The organism is Hymenobacter aerilatus (assembly GCF_022921095.1).
Lineage (GTDB): Bacteria > Bacteroidota > Bacteroidia > Cytophagales > Hymenobacteraceae > Hymenobacter > Hymenobacter aerilatus.
This window is the reverse complement of sequence record NZ_CP095053.1, coordinates 1,942,955-1,965,728: the sequence shown is the minus strand read 5'-3', so window position 1 is coordinate 1,965,728 and position 22,774 is coordinate 1,942,955. Positions and strand designations below refer to the sequence as shown.

General features: G+C 58.3%; 20 protein-coding genes. 13 read left to right on the top strand and 7 right to left on the bottom strand.

Annotated elements, in window-relative coordinates; translation table 11 throughout:
* Window positions 1-58: 58 nt before the first annotated feature.
* A complete protein-coding gene (locus MUN82_RS08350) occupies window positions 59-517 on the bottom strand; it encodes a hypothetical protein (RefSeq protein WP_245096591.1) in 459 nt (152 codons plus the stop codon).
* A gap of 61 nt (window positions 518-578) precedes the next feature.
* Window positions 579-1,574 carry an ABC transporter ATP-binding protein gene (locus tag MUN82_RS08345; RefSeq protein WP_245096589.1) on the bottom strand — a complete coding sequence of 332 codons (996 nt, stop codon included), beginning with the start codon at window positions 1,572-1,574 and terminating at the stop codon, window positions 579-581.
* A gap of 390 nt (window positions 1,575-1,964) precedes the next feature.
* Here MUN82_RS08345 and MUN82_RS08340 point away from each other — a divergent pair, with 390 nt between their 5' ends.
* The 4 genes from MUN82_RS08340 to MUN82_RS08325 all read left to right on the top strand — a co-directional run bounded on the left by MUN82_RS08340 (window position 1,965) and on the right by MUN82_RS08325 (window position 7,730).
* Window positions 1,965-2,429 carry a hypothetical protein gene (locus MUN82_RS08340; RefSeq protein WP_245096587.1) on the top strand — a complete coding sequence of 155 codons (465 nt, stop codon included), beginning with the start codon at window positions 1,965-1,967 and terminating at the stop codon, window positions 2,427-2,429.
* A 100-nt stretch (window positions 2,430-2,529) separates the two neighbouring features.
* Window positions 2,530-5,439 carry a GEVED domain-containing protein gene (locus tag MUN82_RS08335; protein ID WP_245096585.1) on the top strand — a complete coding sequence of 970 codons (2,910 nt, stop codon included), beginning with the start codon at window positions 2,530-2,532 and terminating at the stop codon, window positions 5,437-5,439.
* Between the two features lie 276 nt (window positions 5,440-5,715).
* Complete coding sequence (locus tag MUN82_RS08330; RefSeq protein WP_245096583.1) at window positions 5,716-6,255, top strand: phosphoglycerate mutase family protein; 540 nt, start codon at window positions 5,716-5,718, stop codon at window positions 6,253-6,255.
* A gap of 89 nt (window positions 6,256-6,344) precedes the next feature.
* Complete coding sequence (locus MUN82_RS08325) at window positions 6,345-7,730, top strand: M20/M25/M40 family metallo-hydrolase (protein WP_245096582.1); 1,386 nt, start codon at window positions 6,345-6,347, stop codon at window positions 7,728-7,730.
* A 185-nt stretch (window positions 7,731-7,915) separates the two neighbouring features.
* On the opposite strand, the gene MUN82_RS08320 is transcribed toward MUN82_RS08325, so the two are convergent.
* Window positions 7,916-8,722 (bottom strand): OmpA family protein, encoded by an 807-nt coding sequence (locus MUN82_RS08320; protein WP_245096580.1) that lies wholly within the window; start codon window positions 8,720-8,722, stop codon window positions 7,916-7,918.
* Window positions 8,723-9,000: 278 nt separating this feature from the next.
* Between MUN82_RS08320 and MUN82_RS08315 the strand changes: the two genes are divergently transcribed.
* The 3 genes from MUN82_RS08315 (at window position 9,001) to MUN82_RS08305 (ending at window position 12,255) form a co-directional block, all read left to right on the top strand.
* Window positions 9,001-10,761 (top strand): S8 family serine peptidase, encoded by a 1,761-nt coding sequence (locus MUN82_RS08315; RefSeq protein WP_245096578.1) that lies wholly within the window; start codon window positions 9,001-9,003, stop codon window positions 10,759-10,761.
* Complete coding sequence (locus MUN82_RS08310) at window positions 10,758-11,483, top strand: hypothetical protein (RefSeq protein WP_245096576.1); 726 nt, start codon at window positions 10,758-10,760, stop codon at window positions 11,481-11,483. Before MUN82_RS08315 ends, MUN82_RS08310 begins: the two co-directional genes overlap by 4 nt.
* A gap of 175 nt (window positions 11,484-11,658) precedes the next feature.
* A complete protein-coding gene (locus MUN82_RS08305; protein WP_245096574.1) occupies window positions 11,659-12,255 on the top strand; it encodes a hypothetical protein in 597 nt (198 codons plus the stop codon).
* Between the two features lie 245 nt (window positions 12,256-12,500).
* Here the strand turns inward: MUN82_RS08305 and MUN82_RS08300 are convergent, their stop codons facing one another.
* Window positions 12,501-13,850: a M23 family metallopeptidase gene (locus tag MUN82_RS08300; RefSeq protein WP_245096572.1), complete on the bottom strand. Its 1,350-nt coding sequence runs from the start codon at window positions 13,848-13,850 to the stop codon at window positions 12,501-12,503.
* A 178-nt stretch (window positions 13,851-14,028) separates the two neighbouring features.
* On the opposite strand from MUN82_RS08300, the gene MUN82_RS08295 reads away from it, so the two are divergent.
* The 5 genes from MUN82_RS08295 (at window position 14,029) to MUN82_RS08275 (ending at window position 19,082) form a co-directional block, all read left to right on the top strand.
* Window positions 14,029-14,637, top strand: coding sequence for a helix-turn-helix domain-containing protein (locus tag MUN82_RS08295; protein ID WP_245096570.1), 609 nt, complete (start codon window positions 14,029-14,031; stop codon window positions 14,635-14,637).
* Window positions 14,638-14,759: 122 nt separating this feature from the next.
* Window positions 14,760-15,734 carry a hypothetical protein gene (locus MUN82_RS08290; protein ID WP_245096569.1) on the top strand — a complete coding sequence of 325 codons (975 nt, stop codon included), beginning with the start codon at window positions 14,760-14,762 and terminating at the stop codon, window positions 15,732-15,734.
* Window positions 15,735-15,800: 66 nt separating this feature from the next.
* Window positions 15,801-16,643: a hydroxymethylglutaryl-CoA lyase gene (locus MUN82_RS08285; RefSeq protein ID WP_245096567.1), complete on the top strand. Its 843-nt coding sequence runs from the start codon at window positions 15,801-15,803 to the stop codon at window positions 16,641-16,643.
* Window positions 16,644-16,760: 117 nt separating this feature from the next.
* Window positions 16,761-18,203 (top strand): TlpA family protein disulfide reductase, encoded by a 1,443-nt coding sequence (locus MUN82_RS08280; RefSeq protein ID WP_245096565.1) that lies wholly within the window; start codon window positions 16,761-16,763, stop codon window positions 18,201-18,203.
* A 138-nt stretch (window positions 18,204-18,341) separates the two neighbouring features.
* Window positions 18,342-19,082 (top strand): (Fe-S)-binding protein, encoded by a 741-nt coding sequence (locus tag MUN82_RS08275; protein ID WP_245096564.1) that lies wholly within the window; start codon window positions 18,342-18,344, stop codon window positions 19,080-19,082.
* A 199-nt stretch (window positions 19,083-19,281) separates the two neighbouring features.
* Here MUN82_RS08275 and dapA read toward each other — a convergent pair whose 3' ends face one another.
* Entirely contained in the window at window positions 19,282-20,178 is an 897-nt protein-coding gene (gene dapA, locus MUN82_RS08270; RefSeq protein ID WP_245096562.1) for a 4-hydroxy-tetrahydrodipicolinate synthase, read from the bottom strand.
* A 139-nt stretch (window positions 20,179-20,317) separates the two neighbouring features.
* Here dapA and MUN82_RS08265 point away from each other — a divergent pair, with 139 nt between their 5' ends.
* The gene (locus tag MUN82_RS08265; protein ID WP_245096560.1) at window positions 20,318-21,214 is read left to right on the top strand and encodes a polysaccharide deacetylase family protein; all 897 of its coding nucleotides are present in this window, start codon (window positions 20,318-20,320) and stop codon (window positions 21,212-21,214) included.
* A 127-nt stretch (window positions 21,215-21,341) separates the two neighbouring features.
* Here the strand turns inward: MUN82_RS08265 and MUN82_RS08260 are convergent, their stop codons facing one another.
* Window positions 21,342-22,334 carry an alpha/beta hydrolase gene (locus tag MUN82_RS08260; RefSeq protein ID WP_245096558.1) on the bottom strand — a complete coding sequence of 331 codons (993 nt, stop codon included), beginning with the start codon at window positions 22,332-22,334 and terminating at the stop codon, window positions 21,342-21,344.
* Window positions 22,335-22,338: 4 nt separating this feature from the next.
* Window positions 22,339-22,713 (bottom strand): rhodanese-like domain-containing protein, encoded by a 375-nt coding sequence (locus MUN82_RS08255; RefSeq protein ID WP_245096556.1) that lies wholly within the window; start codon window positions 22,711-22,713, stop codon window positions 22,339-22,341.
* Window positions 22,714-22,774: the final 61 nt, after the last annotated feature.

The following is a 22,774-nucleotide window of genomic DNA, read 5'->3' as shown; positions in this document are numbered from 1 at the left end:
TACCAGTAGCTCCGAGAAATAGCCTCGTAGCGGGGCAACTTGGCGTAAAAACGGCAACTTACGCGGCCCGCAGGTCGGTTTCGTAGTAACAGTCCCAATAGCCGTTGTCGAGCCGGTAGACGTTTACGCGGTGGATTAGTCCCAGGCGCGGGTGCCGGGCTTTCACCTGGCCACGCCAGACGATGGTGTGCACGGGCGCGTCGGGGGTAGGCTGCACGGTTTGGCCCAGCGCATAGGCAAACGGGCGTGGCGTCAGGCCGGGGTCGGCTTCCGGCGGGGCGTCCAGGGTGAAGCGGGTAGGCCGACTCTCGGGAGCTGCGGCGGGAGCAGTCGCGCTGCACGCTTCTTCGTGCCAGACCAGCGGCTCTCCGCACGTGGCACACAGCGAGGCATCGAGGTCGGAGGTAGGTGCGGGCGCTAGTTCTGTATCTATATCTAGCACTTCCGTAGCATCTGAATCCGTTGCGTGGGGGGCATCGGGTACGAAGGTGGTAGGGCTTTTCTTACGGGTGGCCATACGGAAACAAGTAAGTATTTTTAGCTAAGGTACAGCGCACTAAATATTTTAGCAACCTAAGTTAGGCCGCCGCCGCTGCCAAGGCCCGTTCAAATCCCGCCATCAGTCCCGCCAAATCTACCGCCGTACTCGTCTCGGCAATGCGTAGCTGGCTGCCGGGCGCGCCGCTAAGCAACTCCAGAGCCTCCTGCACCGGAGCGGAAACAGGTAGGGTAGGCGCATTCAGTGTTTCCGGAAACATTGGCAGAAACGGCAACACATCGGCCAGTTGCAGCACGCGTAGCTGCAAAGCCAGGCGCTCGGCGGCGAAAAACTGGCGCACGAAGTCATTGGCTGGATGGAACAGTAGCTCCCGCGGCGTACCCATCTGCTGAATCTGCCCTTGGTTGAGCAGGGCTATACGGTCGGCCAACTCGAAGGCTTCCTGTACGTCGTGGGTTACGAGCACAATGGTTTTGCGGCGTAGCTCATCCAGCTCCCGAAAATCCTGCCGGATGGCGGCGCGGGTGATAGGGTCGAGGGCGCCGAAGGGCTCATCCATGAGCACAATGGGCGGATCGGCGGCCAGGGCGCGGGCAATGCCTACGCGCTGCTGCTGCCCGCCCGAAAGCTGGCGCGGGTACTGCCCAGCGTACTGCGCGGGTGGCAGGTGCAGGCGCGTGAGCAGCTCCGTAGTACGCTGGGCAATCTGCTTGGGGCGGTGCTGGAGTAGCTTGGGCACCACAGCTACGTTTTCGGCCACAGTGTAGTGCGGCAGCAGCCCTACCTGCTGAATCACGTAGCCCAGGCCGCGCCGCAACTCGGCGGGATTCTGCTGCCGGATGTCGTGGCCGTTGATTTCGATGATGCCACCGTCGGGCTCGATGAGGCGGTTGAGCATCTTGAGCAGCGTGGTTTTGCCGCAGCCGCTGGGGCCCAGCAGCACCAGCGTTTCGCCCGGTGCTAGGGCAAAGGAAATATCCTGCACCACGGCGCGGTCCTGGTAGCGTTTGGTCAGGTTACGGACGTGAATGGCGGGTGCAGTCAAGGAAGTATAGGCGATGGGGAGGGTAGGCAAGCTGCGCTACAGTGTGTCAAGGTAAGAGAGAAGGGGCGAAGTTTGTTTGCGGGCAATGACGCGCGTATATCAACAGCAAAAGTTCAGCCTTGATCTGCGTAGGGCGTTACACATGAAATAAGGCAAATGTAACCTTTACCTTATTGTATAAATATTCTAATTTAATTTTGAATAATAGAGTAATAATTTTAGTATACGGTCTATTTACGCCGTACCGGTTCTGCTTTGTGCTGCATCGGTATCTGCGCGATAGTTAGAGACTAATATCCAGCGTGTAAACCAATTACCTGTCTCTGACCAGGTAGGCTAGGATTGCGAAATAGTAGGAAAATAGAAGCGGCTGGCTAGGGTCAAGCTGTGTATCATCTAGTAAGGAGAGAGTAGTGCCTTATGAAGCTATTCGTGACGATGGTTGGTGTGCAGGTGCTCGTTATGGCGCTATGCTGCGTGGGGTGCGTACAAGCGCAGCACCCTGAGCAAAACAAGGCGGTGAGGGCTACACTGGAAGGCGAGTGGGTGATTACCGATCAATCGGTTACTCCGCTTGGCATTGCTACGCTATGCCAGGCTATCCGGCCTGGTACTACGGTCACCTTTAGCGCTGCTACCCTAGCCGTGCACGCAGAGGGTGCTAAGCAGCCTTGTGCTGTTTTGTCTTACAAAACGCGCGGACACTTTCTTACCCTGGCACAGCAGGATATGGTGTGGGTTGCTACGTACGAGCTGACCACAAAGCGCCTGATTATACGTTCGCCCAATCTCTTTACGCCAGTAGCAAGCGGGCAGGACACCAACGCCGCTGCGCTTTCCACAGGGCTGGGCTCAGAAATTCAGGTCACACTGCTCCGGAAATAAGCACTGCCAATTGTCGGAGAAGCGGTGTGATGCGGCGCGTCACCTGTTCTCAGGCACAATAAGCCATACGATCTATCCTTTCCACTTCATTCCACATCTTATGAAAAACATCTACTGTTTCTTGATTTTGCTTCTGTCTGGGGGGCTGCTGGTGCCGGCCTATGGGCAGAAACCGCTTTACCTGGGTAAGCTCCGGGAAGTGGTCGCGCAGTATAAAAAGCACCCGCAAGCTGCAACGCCCAGCGCCAAGGGGGTAGGCACAGCGGTGCGGCAAGCGGTGCCTGCAGGCAAGGACTTGGCGCTTACTTTAACGGAAAACAAGCGGCAGGGAGCCGCCGAGTTGTTCTTTGGCGAAGTAGCAGGCACCAAGCACAGTTCGTTTTACCTGAAGGTATCGGACTGGGAGGCCACAGGCTCGGTGATTCTGCGCGACGAGAAGAAATACTACCGGTTTTCCTCTACTGCCGATGGCTCGGTCTACCTGACAGAGGAAAACATCGACAAAGTGCTGTGTGTGGGCTACCAAGACCGCCAGCCCACTGCTCCCGCAAACACGCAAGTGGCTACTAGCGCAACGGTGGCCGCCACCGTGCCGGCCCTCGAGAGTCTGCCGGGAGCTGGCGCAGTGCTCTACCTCGATTTTGATGGGCAGACGGTGACGAATACACTGTGGAATTACAATTTTAACAACGGCAACCCCATTGAGGCAGCCCCCGCTACGCTGTCGGAACGGGAGATGATCGAGGTATGGAAGCTGGTCAGTGAGGACTACCGCCCCTTTGCTCTGAATGTAACCACGAGTGAGGCCGTCTTCAACCAAGCGTCGCCAAGCCAGCGGATGCGGGTTATTTTCACGCCCACTACCTACTTCTACCCTGGTGCCGGGGGCGTAGCCTATATAGGGTCCTTCACCTGGGGTGGCACTACCTACGGCGAAACTCCTTGCTGGGTCTTCAATGGGGGCGTGAAGGGCGCCGGTGAAGCCGGCTCGCACGAGGGCGGCCACACGTTGTACCTGGGGCACGATGGCCGCACTAACCCCGACGAAGGATATTTTGCGGGTCAGCAGTCCTGGGCTCCTATCATGGGAGTGGGCTATTACGTGCCGGTGGCACAGTGGAGCAAGGGCGAGTATCCCTACGCCAATAATGTGGAGGATGACTTACTGAAAATCAGTACGATGAATGGCTTTGGCTACCGGGCCGATGACCACGGCAACGACCTGGCCTCGGCTACCCCGCTGGTGGTAGGCGCAGGCGGGTTGGTGTCGGGAGAGGCCAACCAGGGCGTTATATCCACCTCAACGGATGTAGATGTCTTCTCCATCAAACACGCTGGCGGCCGCCTGGCTCTCAGCGTCCGTCCCGATCCTGCCCACCCTAACCTGGACGTACTGCTGACCCTACGCGACGCAGCCGGCACCGTAGTGGCCACCGCCGACCCAGCCACGCTCTCGGCCACAGTGGAGGGCACATGGCCGGCTGGCACCTACTACCTAACCATTGACGGCACAGTGGGAGCACTCGGCGCCAACTCCGACTATGCTTCCCTGGGGGTCTACTCCATTTCCACAAAAGACTACGAGCAACCCACATACACCGATGGCTGTACCAATTTCGCGACGCTCATCAACAATTTTAGCTTCAGCACGTTGGCAAATGCTAATTCGGGCTGTGGAGGTGGCACGGCCAATGGCTACACCATCTATCCTCCAACCGGTGTGCTGACTACTACCGTTACCCGCGGTGAAAGCTACGCTATGCAGATGCAGGCGGCCAACTACCCCATGTATTTTGGCGTGTGGATAGATTACAACCAAGACAAGGATTTTGATGACGAAGGAGAGTTTGTGTACGGCTCGCCTACCTCCTCCACGTCTCCCTTTGCGGCCACCATTGCCATTCCGGCTACGGCGCGCCTGGGCACCACGCGCATGCGGGTACGCAGCAGCTACAGCCCCCAGATTACGGGTGAGCAGTCATCGTCGTCGATGAACTATGGCGAGGCGGAGGACTACACCATCACCATTCGGACCAACGAAGCGCCTACCGTTCGCCTCACTTCGCCGGCGGCCAATGCCAGTTTTGGTGCTCCTGCTACCATCAGCCTCACGGCCGAAGCTGCCGACGCCGATGGGCGTGTCGCCAAAGTAGAATTCTTTGCGGGCGCTACCAAGCTGGGCGAAGTGCTGACCGCCCCGTATACTTATAGCTGGACTGGGGTAGGGGTCGGTACGTATGCCCTCACGGCCGTAGCCACCGACGACAAAGGGCTGGCAACCACTTCTACAGCGGTGTCAGTGACCGTCAGCGACAATGCTGTGGCCCAGGGCTGCGGGCTGGGCTACTGGAAAAATCACCCTACCCGGTGGGGGTGCTATACACCCACTACCCTCTACGGAAGTGTATTTCAGAAAGCCCCAGCCGAACTTAAAAGCAAAACGTTGCTGGAGGTGCTAAAGTCCGGTGGAGGTGGCAACTATAACCTGGGCCGGCAATCGGTGGCGGCGCTGTTGAATAGTTGCACCAATGCAGTAGCCTACAGTGCCCCCTACCGGAACAATACGCAGCAGCTTATGGCGGACGTGAATGCGGCCTTCTTGAGCAGGGATAAAAAAGCAGCAAACGCGCTAGCGGATAAGCTTGATAAGCTCAACAATATGGGCTGCCCTCTAGATGGTAACTCGGCTAAGCTAGTAGCTACTGCCAAGAGCAGCGCCCAGCACCTCACGGACGAGGTAGGGGGCATGAGCAAGCAACTCAGCATCTACCCGAACCCCTTCACGGAGGAAGCAGTCATTGAATTCCAGCAGGCCCAAACGGAGAGCTATGTGCTTGAACTATATGATGTAACCGGCCGGCTGCTCCAGCGCATTGCCGCCGGTACCGCCGAAGCGGGCAAGAACTACCAGTTTCCGGTGGATAGCCAAAACCTGACAGAAGGCATATATCTGGTGCGGTTGACAACGGGCCAAACGTCCCAAAGCTTCCGCTTGCTGAAGGTGAAATAATCCTAGGCACGGGGCACGGTACCAGCAGCTGCCAGGTACCGTGTCCGCAGGCTGCTAAGTACGGAGCGCAGCCAGTAAACGGCCCCTCCGGCGTGTTTCCGAGTTTCCGGAAAGACGCCGGAGGGGCCGTATGTGCATCTTCTGCTTTATCTTGAAACCGACTTTACGCCGTGGTTATGCCTGAAGGGTCTATGTATCACATCGGCTTCTCCGTCTGGCAGCCTATTCACACACATTCTCACAGGCGCTTACAGGGCGCTCCTACTGCTATCCGCCATGCGTACGTTTCTACTTCTCATTCTTGGCTTTTTGTTCCTGACCGGCTGCGGCGGCACGCGCTCGGCCAATCCCAGCCAAGCCAGCGTTACCACGGTGTACATCGTGCGCCACGGAGAAAAGGACCCGACCCCCAATCTGCCAGACCCGACCCTGACGCCGGCCGGCGAGCAGCGCGCCGTGGCCCTGCGCGAGCTGCTGGAAAGCCGCCCCATCACGGCCATTTTCACGACAGATACCCGCCGCACCCGTAGCACGGTGGCCCCACTGGCCACGGCCTTGCGGCTGCCACCCATTGTGTATAGCGCACGCAACCAGCGCGGATTGGCCGAGCAGATCCGGCAGGAATACGCCGGCAAAACGGTGGTAGTGGTAGGGCACTCCAATACGATTTTGCCCTTGCTGGACGAATTGCAGGTGACGCGCCCGTTTCAGGAAATAGCTGACAGCGAGTATGATTATCTGTTTGAGGTGAAGCTGCCCCGCACCGGCGCCCCCGGCACGGTAGCTGTGCAGCACTACGGCGCCGGCGCGAAATAAAGCTGTTGCGTTTCTTCCGCTGAGCGGGCTTTCTATATTGCGACTTCGTTCTGTCCGCTTTTTTGATTTTCTACCATACTCCTCCCTACATGCGCTTTCTTTCTCGCGGGGTAGCAGCCGTGGCCCTGGCGGCCGCGCTGGCCCCTGCTGCCCAGGCCCAATCTGCCTCCAAAATCGACTCGATGGCTATCCGGACACTCTACGACGAAGCCCTGCTGCGCGGGCAGAGCTACGAGAATCTCCGGCAGCTTACCAGCCAGGTAGGCGGCCGCCTTAGCGGCTCGCCGGAAGCCCAAAAGGCCGTGGAGTGGGGCAAAGCCGCCATGGAAAAAGCCGGCTTCGACCGGGTGTATTTGCAGGAGGTGATGGTGCCGCACTGGGTGCGCGGAGCCAAGGAAAAGGCCGAAGCCAAGGCTGGTAGCAAAGCTGTCAAGTTCAACGTGTGCGCCCTGGGTGGCTCGGTAGCTACCAAAGGCAAGCTGAAGGCCGGCGTGGTAGAAGTAACCAGCTGGGACCAGCTTGCCGCCCTACCCGACAACCAGGTGAAGGGCAAGTTCATCTTCTTCAACCGCCCCATGAACCCTACCTTCATCGAGACGGGTAGGGCCTACGGCGACGCCGGTGACCAGCGCCGGCGCGGGGCCATTGAGGCGGCTAAGCGCGGCGCCGTGGGTGCCCTGGTACGCAGCCTGTCCATGGCCCACGACGACTACCCGCACACGGGCACCATGAGCTACGATGAGAAAGTAACCAAAGTGCCCGCCGCCGCCCTCAGCACCAACGGCGCCGACCGGCTCAGCCAGCTGCTCAAAGCCAACCCTACCCTCACCTTCGAGCTGGAAATGAGCTGCCAGCAACTGCCTGAGGTGAAAAGCTACAATGTAATAGGCGAGCTGAAAGGCTCGAAGTATCCCGACGAAATCATCAGCGTGGGCGGCCACCTCGACTCATGGGACCTAGGCGAAGGTGCCCACGACGACGGCACCGGCATTGTGCAGAGCATGGAAGTGTTGCGCCTGTTGAAAGCCACCGGTCTGCGCCCCGAGCGCACGGTGCGCGCCGTGTTCTTCATGAACGAGGAAAATGGCACCCGCGGCGGCCTGAAATACGCCGAGCTAGCCAAAGCCGCCAACGAAAAGCACGTAGCGGCCATGGAGTCGGATGGGGGTGGGTTCACACCCCGTGGTTTCGGCGTGGAAGCTGACCCCGCTACCCTGGCCAAAATGCAGCAATGGGCCCCGTTGTTTGCGCCCTACCATAGCCAAGAAATCGGCCCAGGCCACGGCGGCACCGATATTGGCCCGCTAAAAGGCCAGGTGAAAGCCCTCATTGGCTACGACTGTGACGACCAGCGCTACTTCGACATCCACCACACCGCCGCCGACACCTTCGACAAGGTAAACCGACGCGAGCTGGAACTAGGCGGCGCCAGCATGGCCGCCCTCATCTACCTTATCAGCAAATATGGGCTGTAAGAAGTGGTGAAGTTGTGAGGTTATAAAGTGGTGAGCGTTAAATAAAAAGCGGATGTCATCCTGAACACAGCGAAGGACCTTCTCACGGTAGAACAAGACGTTGTTATGTTTATCGTTCACACGTGATAAGGTCCTTCGCTCTGCTCAGGATGACAGCCGTCTTATGTTATTCGAGACTCGCTACCTTAGTTCTGTTCCAGAATCTGGAACAACTCATCCAGTTTTGGGGTCAGGATGATGTCGGTACGACGGTTGAGGGCGCGGTTTTGAGGAGAATTATTGGCCACAATCGGCAAATATTTCGAGCGGCCGGAGGGCGTTACCTGGTCGGGGTTGAGGCCGTTGGTGGTGAGCAGGCGGGTGATTTCGGTGGCGCGCAGTACGCTCAGGTCCCAGTTGTCTTGCATGCCAGCAGTACCGCGGGCAATCGGCACATCGTCGGTGTGGCCTTCCACCAATACGTTCACGTCTTTGTTGCCTTGCAGTGCCGTTGCCAGCTTCTTGAGGGCGTCTTGGCCTTTGGGGTCTACCTTGGTAGAGCCTGATTTGAACAGCAATTGCTCCGAAAGCGACACGTATACTTTGCCGTTCTTGAGCTGCACCTGCAAATCATTGGCGTTGAAGCCCAGTAGGGCGTCGGCTACGCGCTGGCGCAGGCTTTGCACCCGCTGCTGCTGCTCGTCCAGCACGCGCTGCAACTCCGCAATACGGGCCTCGCGCTCCTTCAGCTGCTGCTGCGTCATGCCTAGGTTCTCGTTGAGTTGGCTCACCTGCTGATTTTTATTGAGCAAGTTGGAGCGCAATTCTTCTTCCGAACGAGCTTTCTCCTGTGCCAGTGCCTCCTTTTCGGCCTGTAATTGCTCGCGCGAGCGGGTCAGATCCTGGTTTTGCTGCTGCAAGGCAGCAATTTCTTTTTTGTTACAGCCGGGGGCAGCCAATAAGCTGCCGCCCAGAAGCGCCGTGAGGGCCAAGCGGGAAAGAGGGGAGGTCATGTAGGTACTATTCAAAAGGATAAACAAAGAATGGAGCCGGCTGCCGTTACGCTTTCCGACGTTGTTGCTTTATACGAAAAAAGCTTTGGCTGGATGAGAAGTTGTGCTATTCCTAGAAAGAAGAACTTTGGTCGGTAGGCACTGGCCGGCAATAATAGTAGGAAAATTGAATATCCGCAGAGCAGCCATTTGCTGCTACCGGCAAACAAGCATCGAGTAGCGGGTCTGCTGTTCACATTGTACCTTAGGCCTCGTTTTCGTTTCGGCATTTATATTTTGTGAGTAACCGCATTTACTTTTTGTGCTGCCAGCTGTTGCTAGGGGTAGGCGCGCTACTACCCCGGCTAGGCCAGGCGCAGCCTTCTACTACCCGCTACTGGGTACAGCTGCGCGACAAGAAAGGCGTGGAGTTCAACCCCAAGGCCTATTTTACGCCCGCGGCACTGGCTCGGCGCGTACGCCAGCAGCTGCCCCTAGCCGATAGCACCGACTACCCCGTGCGCCCGGTCTACCTGCATGCCCTGGCTGCTACCTCCGACTCGGTAACTATGGTGAGCCGCTGGCTGAACGGGGCGGTCTGCTGGGCTACGCCAGCGCAGGTGCAGGCTCTGCACCGGTTGCCGGGCGTGCGCAGCGTACTACCATTGCCGGAGCACCAGGTGCAACTAGCAACTCGTGCAGCACTGGGAGGGGCCTCTATGCAAATATCGACCACCAACCGCCAGCTGGCCCGCCGCCAGACGGAAAGCCTGGGCGCGGTGCAGCTCCGCCAGGCCCACCTCGACGGCCGGGGCCTGCGCATTGCCATCTTCGATGCGGGCTTTAATGGGGTAGACCGCCACCCGGCGTTTGAGCACCTGCGTAGCGGGCAGCGCATTGTGGCCACGTATGATTTCATCAAACGTCAACCTAATGTGTACCATGGTGCCAACCACGGCGGTGAGGTGCTGTCGTGCGTGGCAGGTGCCCTCCCCGATGGTAGCTACCTGGGCCTGGCGTCCGGCGCCGAATTCCTGTTGGCGCGCACCGAGCAGATGTTTCGGGAGCGGTATGCCGAGGAAGAAGCCTGGCTGGCTGCCGCTGAGTGGGCCGACCGCCAGGGCGCCGACATCATCAACTCTTCGCTGGGCTATACCAAGCGGCGCTACTTTCCGGAGCAGATGAACGGCCGCACCAGCCTGATTGCCCGGGCGGCCGAAATGGCGGTGCGCAAAGGCATTCTGGTAGTGAATGCCGCCGGCAACGATGGGGAAGACGAGGACTGGCGCACCATTGGCACACCCGCCGACGGCGACTCGGTGCTGACCGTGGGTGGCCTTGACCCCGATACCTATTTGCACAGCGACTTCAGTAGCTACGGTCCTGGGGCTGGGCGGCGGCTGAAGCCCAACGTGGCGGCATTCAGCACGGCCTTGGTGGCCGCGCCCGGCGGCTACGAGCGCATCGAGGGCACCTCCTTTGCCAGTCCGCTGATGGTAGGACTGGCGGCTTGCTTATGGCAGCAGCAGCGCCAACTCACGGCCATGGAGGTGTTCAGGAAGCTGGAGAAAGCAGGGGAGTTGTATCCGTACTATGATTATGCCCACGGCTACGGGCGCCCACAGATTGCGGTGTTGCTCGCGCCGGCCAGTCCGCCAGCGGCCCCCACGCCTACCTTCGATTTTGTGCGGCGCGATACGATGGTGGCCGTGGTGGTTCGGGTGGCCGCCGCTACCGTGCCTGCCCGCACGCTGCCGCTCTATGCCGACTCGGTGCGGGCCGTGACACCCGCTGTCCGCCCCAATGAGGTGCCCGCTCTGGGCAAAGAGTCGACCGTGCCTACCCCTGAGGCGCCGGCCGAGGAAGAGCCCGTGCCCGCAGAACCGCCGCGCTACCTCTACTGGCACATTGCCAACCGTCAAGGCGTGCTGCGCCGCTATGAGGTGCGCGACGTGACCCAACGGGCGGTGCTGGAAATGCCCCTGCGCCTGTTGCAGCCCGGCGATGTGCTGCGCGTGCACTATCGGGGCTCCACGCAAACGTACACTGCTGCGCCATGATGCGGATAATCAAAAGGATAGCATTGGTGGGGGGGCTGCTGGCCGGGTGGCTACCCGCCGCTCGGGCGCAACGGGTGCTGCTGCGCGCCAACGTCGCCAATGACACTACCTATGAAAACTACGGCCCCAACCGAGCCTTCTACAATCATTTCTACCTGGGCTATGCGGCCGTAGTGGGCCCCTCGGCCGGGACGGGCGCCGAGGTGGAGTATGGCCGCTCAGCGGAGCTATTTCTGGGCTTGCGCAACAAGTGGCGCCTCAGCCAAACGCTGGCCCTGGGTGCCGACCTGCGCTATAGCCGCCTAGCGTACTACCTGCGCCAGAACGACCAGAAGGTATTGCCCACCCCCGCGCAACACCACCGCGAGTACCTAGCGCTGCACCAGGCGCAGGCCGAGGGCTTTGTGCGCATCAACTACGGCCGGCGCGGCAACGCCATTGGGCGCTACGTAGACGTGGGGGGCTGGGGAGGCTGGGTGATGGGTAGCACGCACTTCTACGAGGACCGCCCCGGCCCGAATGGGGCCCGTCGGCAGCGCGTATCGGTGCGGGGACTGGAGTACGTGCGGCGCTGGTCCTATGGTGTGGGCGCCCGCGCCGGTATTGGACGCTTTGCGCTGGTGGGCCGCTACCGTTTGGCCGATACCTTTACTCCCAGCACTCAAGCGTACTACCCCGAGTTGCCTCGCTGGACGCTCGGATTGGAGTTGAGCTGGTTGTGAGCATGCCCTACGCGTGTGACCTTAACATTACCTGGTGCGTATAAGAAAGGCAGAAAAGAACGTACCCGACGGTCATTTCTGGTATAAAATTCGCGGTCGGGCGCGGTGGGTTGGCTTGCGAAGTAAGTCAGCCGCGTATCTTGCCGCATTGATTTTAATTGGCCACGGCCGCGCAATGAAAAAACTTCTCCTCTCTGGTGTCGCCGCTGCTTTGTTGTTCCAGGTTACTTCCTGCATCAATACCGAGCGCGAGGTAGGAAATTCCAAGAATGCCGACAAAGCGTATTCGCCACCTACGGAAAGCAACCGCCTCACCACCCGCAGCATCTTAAATACGGTGCGCGCCACGCATTATTTCTCCAGCGCCAAAACCAAGGATAACTTTATTCTACAATTGCAGGGCGCAAAAATTTTGAATGCGCAGGCTCGCTTCATCATCCTAACCAGCACCGGCGACACGTTGCGCAAGGAGATGATTCCGGCGATTGCGCTCATTGAAGCCCGCAATCTGGAAGATCCGCAGGCAGCTACTACCCGCGCCAAGGAAATTGCTATTCTGCAGGCCATGAACACCTTCTTTGCCGACGACCGGTTTACGCAGCCAGCCGTGCCTCGTACCGCAACCCAACCCGCTAACGTAGACGCCGAGAACTGGCGCGCCGTGAAAGCCGATACCAAAGCCGTAGGTTTCGATTACACCTCTAATACCGGCCGTGAGCGGCGCATCGCTTACGCCAAAACCCTAGGTAAGGCAGTTATCATTGCTGAGTAAGTAGTAGCAATACCCAACACGCAAAAGCCGCCCCGCATATACTGCGGGGCGGCTTTTGCATTGTAATTACAATTAAACTCCAGTGCCGCCAACGCAAACGCGGCATACCCTCCGGAGAGAATATGCCGCGCTGTACTCCAATCACCGGCTCGAAGGTAGAGTACGGTGCATGAGTGAAAGATGAAGTTAGCAGGGTTTATGAGGGATTAATCGTAAGTGAACCCTACGGCGTGTTAAGACCAATATTAGGAAGCCGGTGCTTTTGTGAGCCAGCCCAGGCTGCCACTGGCGGCACGCACCAGTTGAAAGCTACCAAACTCGCCCAGCACAGCCACCTTGGATTGTGCGGGCAGGGTATCGAGCATAGGGGCAGAAGGGAGGGGGGTAGCAAGAAGGTCGGTGGGGCGGGAGAGGCTCTCGCGGCGCAGCGGCGTGGTAGCAGGCACCACGGCGCGGGCCGCTACGTAGCCCATTTGCCCGTCGGGGCGCTGCACGCGGTACCAATCGGTTTGGCTACCTACCACTAGCAGCGGTGTATGGCGGGGTAGGGCCGCAATCTGGCCAGCTTTGCGAGCGGGACTGTATTGCAAATCAGTGCTTTTGTCCTGCACGCGCACCCACTCCCCCAGGCGCTCGGCCTTGGTACGCGGAGCAGCCGGGGTAGCGTCGGCCCGCCGGATGAAGGGGTAGGGGTCCACGGCGCCACGTCCCCCGCGGTACACGCCAAAATGAAGGTGAGGCGGCGTGGTACGAGCGTTGCCGGTGTTGCCTACCAAGCCCAGCGTATCGCCCTGGCGCACCTGCTGGCCGGGTTGCACGAGCTGTTTATCGAGGTGGGCGTAGTACAGGTGTTGGCCGTGCTCGGTATCTGCCAACCACACTACGTTGCCGCCCAGGTTGGTTACGCCGGTGCGCGTCACGTAGCCATCCACGGCAGCCACAGCGGGCGTGCCGCGCTTGGCAAAGATGTCGATGCCCTCGTGGCGGCGCTTGCCCCCGTCGCGGTCGGCGCCCCAGAAGCTGCCCACGGCCACATCGTTCTTACCCTGCACCGGGAACCCCAGCGAAGGCGCCCGCTGGATGCGCACAGTGTAGCGGCCGTCGCGCAGCAGCTCGGGCTGTACACGCAGCAGGTGCTGGCGGTCGTCTTTCACGTCGTAGCTGAACGTAAGCGCTGTAGTATCGGCCGAGGTGATGGGCTGGGGGGTAGGGCGCTCCGGATTTAACTCAAACGCATCCAGAAACACGCGGGCATCGGTGCCAGGGCTCAGCGTGAGCGTCACGCGGATGGTTTCGCCAGCGCGCACGGCGTAGCGGTACCCGGCTGCCGTGGCTTTATCGGCCCGAAAAACGCCAGATTCCTGGAAAGGTAGCGTCACGACCAACGAGTCGCGCAGGGCTTGGTCGGCGGCTTGCAGCCAGTCGCGGCCCAGGGCTGTTTCGTCGAGGCGAGTTTGATGCAGTTGCCGAGCGTAGGCTTCGTGCGGGGTGCGAGGCTGGTTGAAGATGCCTTGCAGGGTTTGTTGCTTACCGCAGGCCGCAAGAAAAAAGGTTAGTAAAGCAAAATAGAAAGGAGCACGAAGGCGAAAAAACATAGGCAGTAGTTGATTTCTATACCAAACACTAGGATGATAGAGGTAGTTCGTGCAGCATCGAGGTAGAAAAAAGCCGTCAGCAATGGGCTTTTAAGATAGTCGAGGCCCAACTTGTGCAATGAGCGAGAATAATACTGTATCATTGGTTGCTGCTCATTCTATCTCCGTTGGCGCTCTTATGTTTTCTCCTGTTCGCATCGTCGCTCTCCGCAAAAGCAAAGGTTACTCGCAGGAAGTGCTAGCCGAAGAGTCGGGCGTAAGCCTGCGTACAATCCAACGGGTGGAGCAGGGCGAAACGGTACCACGCGGCCACACCATACAGGCGCTGGCCGCCGCCCTGCAAGTGCCGCTGGAAAGCTTCCACGAAGAGCCCGCGCCAGTGGAATCCTCCGCGGCTACTGAGGTGCCAAGAGCTACCTCAATTCGGGCCGATCCGCAGTTTTTGCAATTGCTTAATCTGAGTGCGCTGAGCTTGCTGCTTTTCCCGCTGCTCAATATTCTGGTGCCACTGCTGCTGTGGCGTTCCCGCCGACACGACACGGAACACGTCGCAGAAATAGGCCGGCGGGTGGTAGGGTTTCAAGTGCTGTGGCAGGTAGGATGCTTCTTTTTGTATTTGCTGCTGGCGCTGGCGCAGGTGGTAGCCGCTTCCTACTTCCGTGGGGTAGTGCCAAGCGTTTTCATAGGAGCGTTGGTGCTGACCTATACGCTGAATGTGCTAACCGTTGGGTATTACGCCCGACAATTGCAGCTGGGGAATTTGAATATCTATCGGTATAGAGTATGAGTGTTGTTGTTGAATAACAGGTGGTTGTAGGCTATGGCGGCACAATGACGTAGAAATGACACAAGCGTGAACGGGCAAGGCTAGTAGGTTCGAATCAGAAAATCACCTCAGCCCCATACCGTATGCGTCCGCTTACCAAAGTGCTTCTCGCCGTACTGCTGCTGCTCCTACTCTCTGCCGTAGGCGGCTATTTCTACGCTCGTAAGAAGTTCGAGCCACCCGTTAATCAACTGGTCGTGACGAAGCTACCAGCCACCTGTACGTTCTCGTGGCTGGCTGATACCAGCGCTGGCCGGATTACGCCGCATGCCGCATTGCTCGTGCCTGTAACCCTACCTGGCTGCCCGCGCACATGCTACCTGCAATTTGATACCGGCGCTCCATATTCGATACTATACGCCAAGCCGATGGTGGCCCTACAAAGGCAGTATCCTGCTATGCGCACTGCTATCCAACCGGCTACCACATCCGCGCAAAACGTCCATTTTGCGCTAGGTCAAGGTCAGGTGCAAGCGCGTGAGATGCGGGTACTACCTTATGGAACTGCCCAGCTACCCGATAGCGCTACCCCATTTGTCATTGGTACGCTGGGAACCGATGTTTTGGAAGGTCGTGCCTTGGTGCTTGATTACGCCCACCACCGTTTTACGCTGAGTAACGTGGTACCTGACAGCCTCGCGCGCCAAGCGGCCTTCGTGCCCCTGTCGTTCAAAAGTCGCCGGTTACTGGTAGAGGCGGCTATAGCGGGCAAGGATCGGCAACTGCTTTTCGATTCGGGCAGCAGCGCGTTTGCCTTGCTTACTTCCAAGTCGGAATGGCACAAAATGGCCGAGCCCGCCGCCGCCGTTCAGACCATTAACGTCAACTCCTGGGGTAGTACGCTCACGTCGTATACCACTGCCACGGCGGCTCGGCTGCAGCTTGGGGGTGCCGCGCTACCCTTGCAAACAGTCACCTATATAGAAGGGATGAGTTGGTGGCAGCAGTTGCTGATGCAAACGTCGGGTATGAGTGGAATGCTTGGAAACGAGCCGTTTGCGGAACAACTGGTTGTGTTTGATGTAAGAGGTGGGCGGTTTGGAGTTGTTACGAAATGAGTAAGTAAGTTCACCCAAAAAGAGCAATGGCGTATACCGCTATTTGCACCGCTTCTTCCCTTCCTTATGCAGCTTATCGAATGCCCCCGCGACGCCATGCAAGGCCTAGCCGACTTCATCCCCACAGCCACTAAAACGGCCTACCTCAACCAGTTGCTGCGGGTAGGCTTCACGGCCCTGGACTTCGGCAGCTTTGTGTCAGCCAAGGCTATTCCGCAGCTGCGCGACACGGCCGAGGTGTTGGCTGGCCTCGATACCGGCAACTCGCCCACCGAGCTGCTCGCTATTGTGGCCAACCTGCGCGGGGCCGAAACGGCGGCCAGCTTCGCCGAAATTGCCTACCTCGGTTTTCCGCTTTCTCTATCCGAAACCTTCCAGCGGCGCAATACCAACAAAACCATTGCCGAGGCGCTGGAAGAGGTAGTGCAGATGCAGGCGCTGTGTGAGCGAACAGCTAAAACGCTGGTCGTATACCTGTCGATGGGCTTTGGCAACCCCTACGGCGAGGCGTGGCACCCTGATATTGTGGCAGAGTTCACGCGTAAGCTGGCAGTACTGGGCGTGCGCATCGTGGCCCTGTCGGATACCATTGGGGTGAGTACGGCAGCTACTATCACGCCCTTGTTTGAAACCCTGATTCCGGCTTTCCCCGACATCACCTTCGGGGCGCACCTGCACACCACGCCTGATGCCTGGCAAGAGAAAGTAGCCGCCGCCTACCACGCCGGCTGCCGCCGCTTCGATGGGGCGCTGGGCGGCTACGGCGGCTGCCCCATGGCCACCGACGAGCTAACCGGTAACATGCCCACCGAGCACTTGGTAGCCTACCTGCAAGCCCAGGGCGAAGCGTTGGAACTGGATATGCAGGCCTTCCGAGAAGCTCAAATAGCGGCCAGGCAAGTATTTTAAGTAGGCTATATTGATTGTCAGGTAATAGTCGTTAGTTGTGAGGTATTGAATTGATTCACAACTACCTAGCGTGCTATGCTGATGTATCGGATTCTATTGCTTGCTGTAGTATGTGCTTTGTTAGTCAGTACTAGCAGCTACGCCCAGCGGCGGGAAGCGCTATTGATTAACAACAGCGCAACGGATAAAATCTGGCCTCATTACCGTAACATTCTACACAAAGACAAAGGTGGTCCGGTGAAGCCCGGCGACACCTTGCGCATCCAGTTTGACGAGAACTCCTACTTGCCAACAACTGTTCATTTCGCCCGGGAAATACATAACCTGGTAGAGCAGCCCGCGCTGTTGGTATTGCCCGGTGATGTTATTACGATTCGTCACAATGAAGCCGCCGTAACGTACGACTTTACTGGCCGCTACCCGGCAGAGTTGCGCTTTTTCGAACAACTCTGGCGCAGTTCATTCAGCTTGAGTAATTGGGCTTTTCTGGACGATAAAACGACGCTAGAGATGCCCGCCACGCTGGAAGAATTTATGGCGCACTGGCAGCGCCTACGCCTTACCGGCGACAGCCTCAGAGTGGCGGTGCGCACTACACCGGGCATCCGGCCAGCTATGGCGGAGGCACTGGAGAGGGAATTGCGTTTGCAAAAAGTTGCCTACCTGCTCGGGGGTGTCTGGTACCATAATCTATATAATACCCAGCCCTTCATTCCACGCAGTGTACGGCTGATGCGGGATACGCTGAAATTGAATTTGGTAACTTCGTTTCCAGCTGTTTATCAGGACTCGGTGCGGGCGCAGCTGCGGCTTTTGAGGAGTATGCAACTGCTACCGCCAACGGCGTCGCCGAAACGGTTGGAAACGTTAGACAGAATGGCTGCCTACCTAACGATGCTGCAAAATCGACCGGCTTCTACCAGTGTGCAGTATGCCGTAGCCAAGCAGGAATACACTGGTTTAGAGCGAGAGTGGGTATGCTACGCATTGCTGGAAGAAGCGCAGTTTATGCACCGCCCCATCGGGACGCAACTCAAAGACTACCGCACCTGGGTAATGCCAGAAAGCCGTTTCGTACGCAGCCTCACCCACCAGGACCAATTCACGCTGGTGATGCCCAACCAGCAAATGGCAACTACCGACACCCTCGTAGCCCCCGACGGTTCCCGCCAGACCCTGGCCGCGCTGCTGGCCCGGCACCGGGGTAAAGTTATCTACCTCGATCTGTGGGCTAGCTGGTGCGCGCCCTGTATCATGGAAATGCCTGCCACGGCAGCGTTGCATCGACATTACCAAGGGAAACCAGTAGTGGTTATCCAGCTTTCTATTGATAAGGACAAGCAGGCGTGGCAGCAGGCCAGTAAGGAGTTTTTAGCGGGTGTGCGGGAGCAGTATCATTTCGTCAGCCCTACCACGGCTGGCTTCCTGAAACGCTTCACCGTCAACAGTATTCCGCGCTATGTGCTGCTCGACAAATACGGTATCGTGCGCTACGCCGACGCCCTGCGCCCCGACGACCCCGAGCTGAAGCCGCTGATTGCTGATTTGCTGGCGCGGTAAGGCACTAAGGTATATATGGGTTGAATAGGGTAGGAAGCTTTTTCTGGAAAGGACGCCTACCTTTGCCAGACCATATTGCTTTTGGTCCATGGCTGGCATCCCGTCCGGCCTACCCCTCCTTCGTTTGCATTCTACCCCATGCCTACCCCCACCGCCGTCGACCTGTTCATTCCTTGCTTCGTTGACCAACTGTTTCCTGCCACGGCAATGAATATGGTGAAGGTGCTAGAGGCCGTGGGCTGCGAGGTGCACTACAATAGCAACCAAACCTGCTGCGGGCAGCCGGCCTACAACGCGGGCTTCAAGGCCGAAAGCTGCGAGGTGGCTACCAAGTTTCTGAAGGATTTTCCCAACGAGCCGGGCCGCTACGTGGTCAGCCCATCGGCTTCGTGCGTGGGCATGGTGCGCAATACCTACGCCGAGCTATTCGACGGCACGCCTCGGCAAACCCAGCACTACGGCCTGCAACGGCGCGTATTCGAGCTGACGGAGTTTTTGGTAGACGTACTGGGTATCAATACCATCCCCGGTGCCGCCCTACCCGGCCAGTACACCTACCACGACTCCTGCTCGGCTCTGCGGGAATGTGGTATAAAGGAAGCGCCGCGCCAGCTACTGGATAATGTGCAGGGCCTCACGCGCCTGGAAATGGCCGAGGCTGAAACCTGCTGTGGGTTTGGGGGCACATTTGCCGTCAAGTTTCAGGCAATTTCCGTGGCCATGGCCGAGCAGAAGGTAGAGCACGCCCTGGCCACCGGCGCCGACTACCTTATTAGCACCGATACCAGCTGCCTGATGCACCTCGACGCTTACATCCGCCGCGAGAAAAGCCCCATCAAGACCTTACATATAGCCGATGTGCTGGCTAGTGGCTGGTAGACCACGGATTAGCTCGCATTTTAACGTATTTCACTGATTTTGTGGACGATCTAAAACGTGTGTCATCCTGAGCAGAGCGAAGGACCTTCTCACGGTAGAACGAGTCGTTAGTGCGCTTGTCTTGCAAACGTGAGAAGGTCCTTCGCTCCGCTCAGGATGACAGCTGTTTTGCCCACTAGTACTAAAAATGCGTTTTTGTCTACTCTGCAGCTACTGCTTGCATTTTCTGCGTCAGCAGGGTAATACGCTCCTGTAGGCTCTCCGATGCTTCTATTAAGGGTAGGCGCACGGTGGCTGAGCACAGGCCCTGGGCTGCCAGAGCCGTTTTCACGCCCACGGGGTTGCCTTCCTCGTACATCAGCGGGTTCAGCGGCACGAAATCATACAGCAGCTGGCTGGCCTGGGCGAAGTTGCCGGCTAGGGCGTGGCGAGTCATGTCGGAGAAAGCACGGGGGAAGGCGTTAGCCAGCACCGAAATGATACCTACAGCGCCAAAGCTGACGAGCGAAGTCGTCATCATGTCGTCGCCCGAAATCAGCAGAAAGTCATCGGGCTTACCGGCGGCAATGGCAATGCACTGCTCCAGGTTGCCGCTGGCTTCTTTGATGCCGATGATATTGGGGTGCTGGGCCAGGTGCAGGGTAGTGGCAGCCGTGAGGTTGGAGCCCGTGCGGCCAGGCACATTATACAGGATGAGGGGTAGGGGCGAGGCATCGGCTAGGGCTTGGTAGTGCGCCACAATACCAGCCTGCGAAGGCCGGTTGTAGTAGGGCGAGGCCGACAGTATGGCTACTACGCCGGTAAGGTCTGTGGTGCGCAGGGCATGAACTACGGCTTCCGTGTGGTTGCCACCCAGGCCAAAAACCAGCGGCACGCGACCCGCTACTTGTTCTTGCGCTACGCGCAAAATTTCTGCTCGCTCCTCCGCAGAGAGGGTAGGAGATTCGGCCGTGGTGCCGTTAATTACCAGATAATCAACGCCTCCATCCAGGGTAAAGTCAATTAGACGGCGCAGCGCGGGGTAGTCCACGGCATGGTTTGCAGTAGGCAAAAAAGGCGTGACGAGTGCGACACCCGTACCACGGAGTTGATTCATGAGAAAGAAAGCAGTTGATTTGCAATGGAGCTACTCCAGCGAAAGTACAATGTATAGGTATGTGCAGCTGGAGCAACGTTATCCGCTAATTATTTTCAAAAATACCCATTTTCTGAGAGCCTAGTACTCTCAGGTGACTATGTATCTATTTCGTACTGCTTTGCTGGCCGCTGGGCTGGCCTCATTGGCCGCGCTGCCTGCCTGCGATATCAAATCTGCTACTGCTTCTGAAACTGATGTTCCCGCTGCTTCGGCTACCGATTCGGTCACTGTAGCAGTGCCTGTGGAAGCCCCGGCTCCCCCCACGCCGGCCAGCATTCCGGTGGCCGCTATGGCCAGTGCGGCGGAGATTTACGCCCGGCCGCAAGTGCCTATTCTGTGCTACCATCAGATCCGCGACTGGCGTCCGCGCGACTCCAAATCGGCTAAGGATTACATCGTGCCGGTAGATGCGTTCAAGAAGCAGATGCAGATGCTGGCCGACTCGGGCTACCACACCATCCTACCTGATCAGCTCTACGCCTACCTTGCCACGGGCGCGCCGCTACCCCCCAAGCCCATCATGCTCACCTTCGACGACACGGACCTCGACCAGTTCACCGTAGCCCGCCCCGAGCTGGAAAAGCATGGTTTCAAGGCCGTGTATTTTGTGATGACCGTGAGCCTGGGCCGTCCCAAGTACATGAGCAAAGCCCAAGTGAAACAGCTAGCCGACGAAGGCAACGTTATCGGTTCGCACACTTGGGACCATCATAACGTGAAGAAATACCAGGGTCAGGATTGGGTGACGCAGATCGAAAAGCCGACCAAAACCCTAGAGGAAATCACAGGGCAGAAGATTACGTATTTCGCCTACCCCTTCGGCCTGTGGAACCCCGAAGCTATTCCGGAGCTGAAGAAGCGCGGGTTTGTGGCAGCCTTCGCTCTGGCCGAAAAGCGCGACCAGCAAGACCCGCTGTTTACCATTCGTCGCATTATTGCCAGTGGCTACTGGAGCCCACGCACCCTGCATAACAGCATGGTGAACAGCTTTTAAGTATTCGTGTTAAATAAACGTATCATAGCACGTCCTGCTGAGCTTGTCGAAGCATCTCGCCCACAATCATTCAACGATACAAGCGAGATACTTCGACAAGCTCAGCAGGACGTGCTATTGTTATGTGCTATTTCCGGCTGAACACCTTATTCAGAAAGGCCACCGTGTAGTCCAGGGTAGGCGAAAACCAGGGGTTGAACAACGGAAACGGGTGCGGCGCGTCGGGGAAGGTGTGTACCTCGTGGTAGATATTGAACTGGCTGAGCTGCCGCATCATGTCGTCGCGGCCGGCGTGCATGCGGTCTACGGAGCTGTTCAGGAACAGGGTAGGCGGCGTGTGTGGCCCCACGTACGTCAGGGCTGAGGCCTGGCGCCACAAATCGGGCCGCTCGGTTTTGGGGCTGCCAAACCAATACGTGGCCGCTGAAGTGCTTTTCCGGTCGTCGCCCTCACCCGATTCGGGATGAATGAAGGCCAGAATGCCGTCTACGTCTACAATGGCCTGCACTTGGCTGGAGTAGCCTATGTTGCAGGCCAACGAGTCGAAACGAGTTTCCTCATTGGTAGTGCCGACAAGCGCCGCCAACTGACCACCTGCCGAGAAGCCCCACGTAGCAATCTGCTTAGGATTTATGCGGTACGTCCGCGCATTGGCCCGCATCCACCGTACGGCCGCTTTCAGATCCTGCACGGCGGCGGGGTAGGGCGCTTCGGTACTCAGCCGGTACTCGGCCGTGACGGCCACGAAGCCGCGGGCCGCCAGCTGTTGGGCCATGGGCACGTGCTGACTCCGGTCGCCGGAGCGCCACCCGCCCCCATGAATCAGCAGCACGGCCGGGTAGCCGCCCTGGCGCCGGGCTTTGGGGTAAAACACATCGAGCTGCAACGCCCGCCCACTGGCCGTGCAGTATGGCACGTTCATCCGCGAGCGAATAATTGTCGGCACCGCCGGCCGGGCCAGCGTGATGGATGGGTCCGTTTTGCGGGCTTTGGCCAGGGCGCTGTACACCGTGAACGAGGTGTCGCGAGCCGGGGTAGGCGTCTGTGCTAGGCCTGGGTAGCAGCTGGCGAAAGTCAGCGCCAACACCCAGCCACAGCGTATGCAGAAAGGATAGTTCATCCGGCTATTCTGTGGGCAAACCAGCTGCTTTCAAATCCTTGAAACCACCAGCATTGTCTACCTTAGTAAAGCCATTTTCTGCCATAAGCTTAGCCGTTTTGCCGCTGCGGTTGCCAGAAGCACAGTACAGCACGTAGGTTTTGGACTTGTCGAGCTGGGCAATTCGGTCGTTGAAGTCCGACGCTTTGAAGTCGATATTGCGGGCACCGGCTAGGTGGCCGTCGGCGTACTCCTCGGGCGTGCGTACGTCTAGCAGCACCACATCGGGCTTTTGCAGCAGCGCGGCGGTTTCGGTGGGCGTGACGGAGGTATTAGAGGAGCAGGAAAGCTGTGTGAAGGCGAGTGCGCCGGCAAAAGTCAGTAATAGGAAACGAGACATGGTGGGTAGGAAAAGGCGTTTGTGAAGCGGAACAGGGGAATTGTCCGAACGTCCTGCTGAG

Bases quoted from the DNA above. Each gene is read 5' to 3' on its own strand.
- dapA (WP_245096562.1), bottom strand. From the start codon at position 20,178: ATGAATCAACTCCGTGGTACGGGTGTCGCACTCGTCACGCCTTTTTTG.
- MUN82_RS08285 (WP_245096567.1), top strand. From the start codon at position 15,801: ATGCAGCTTATCGAATGCCCCCGCGACGCCATGCAAGGCCTAGCCGAC.
- MUN82_RS08340 (WP_245096587.1), top strand. From the start codon at position 1,965: ATGAAGCTATTCGTGACGATGGTTGGTGTGCAGGTGCTCGTTATGGCG.
- MUN82_RS08350 (WP_245096591.1), bottom strand. From the start codon at position 517: ATGGCCACCCGTAAGAAAAGCCCTACCACCTTCGTACCCGATGCCCCC.
- MUN82_RS08335 (WP_245096585.1), top strand. From the start codon at position 2,530: ATGAAAAACATCTACTGTTTCTTGATTTTGCTTCTGTCTGGGGGGCTG.
- MUN82_RS08320 (WP_245096580.1), bottom strand. From the start codon at position 8,722: ATGACCTCCCCTCTTTCCCGCTTGGCCCTCACGGCGCTTCTGGGCGGC.
- MUN82_RS08260 (WP_245096558.1), bottom strand. From the start codon at position 22,334: ATGAACTATCCTTTCTGCATACGCTGTGGCTGGGTGTTGGCGCTGACT.
- MUN82_RS08295 (WP_245096570.1), top strand. From the start codon at position 14,029: ATGTTTTCTCCTGTTCGCATCGTCGCTCTCCGCAAAAGCAAAGGTTAC.
- MUN82_RS08310 (WP_245096576.1), top strand. From the start codon at position 10,758: ATGATGCGGATAATCAAAAGGATAGCATTGGTGGGGGGGCTGCTGGCC.
- MUN82_RS08325 (WP_245096582.1), top strand. From the start codon at position 6,345: ATGCGCTTTCTTTCTCGCGGGGTAGCAGCCGTGGCCCTGGCGGCCGCG.
- MUN82_RS08265 (WP_245096560.1), top strand. From the start codon at position 20,318: ATGTATCTATTTCGTACTGCTTTGCTGGCCGCTGGGCTGGCCTCATTG.
- MUN82_RS08290 (WP_245096569.1), top strand. From the start codon at position 14,760: ATGCGTCCGCTTACCAAAGTGCTTCTCGCCGTACTGCTGCTGCTCCTA.
- MUN82_RS08300 (WP_245096572.1), bottom strand. From the start codon at position 13,850: ATGTTTTTTCGCCTTCGTGCTCCTTTCTATTTTGCTTTACTAACCTTT.
- MUN82_RS08330 (WP_245096583.1), top strand. From the start codon at position 5,716: ATGCGTACGTTTCTACTTCTCATTCTTGGCTTTTTGTTCCTGACCGGC.
- MUN82_RS08305 (WP_245096574.1), top strand. From the start codon at position 11,659: ATGAAAAAACTTCTCCTCTCTGGTGTCGCCGCTGCTTTGTTGTTCCAG.
- MUN82_RS08255 (WP_245096556.1), bottom strand. From the start codon at position 22,713: ATGTCTCGTTTCCTATTACTGACTTTTGCCGGCGCACTCGCCTTCACA.
- MUN82_RS08275 (WP_245096564.1), top strand. From the start codon at position 18,342: ATGCCTACCCCCACCGCCGTCGACCTGTTCATTCCTTGCTTCGTTGAC.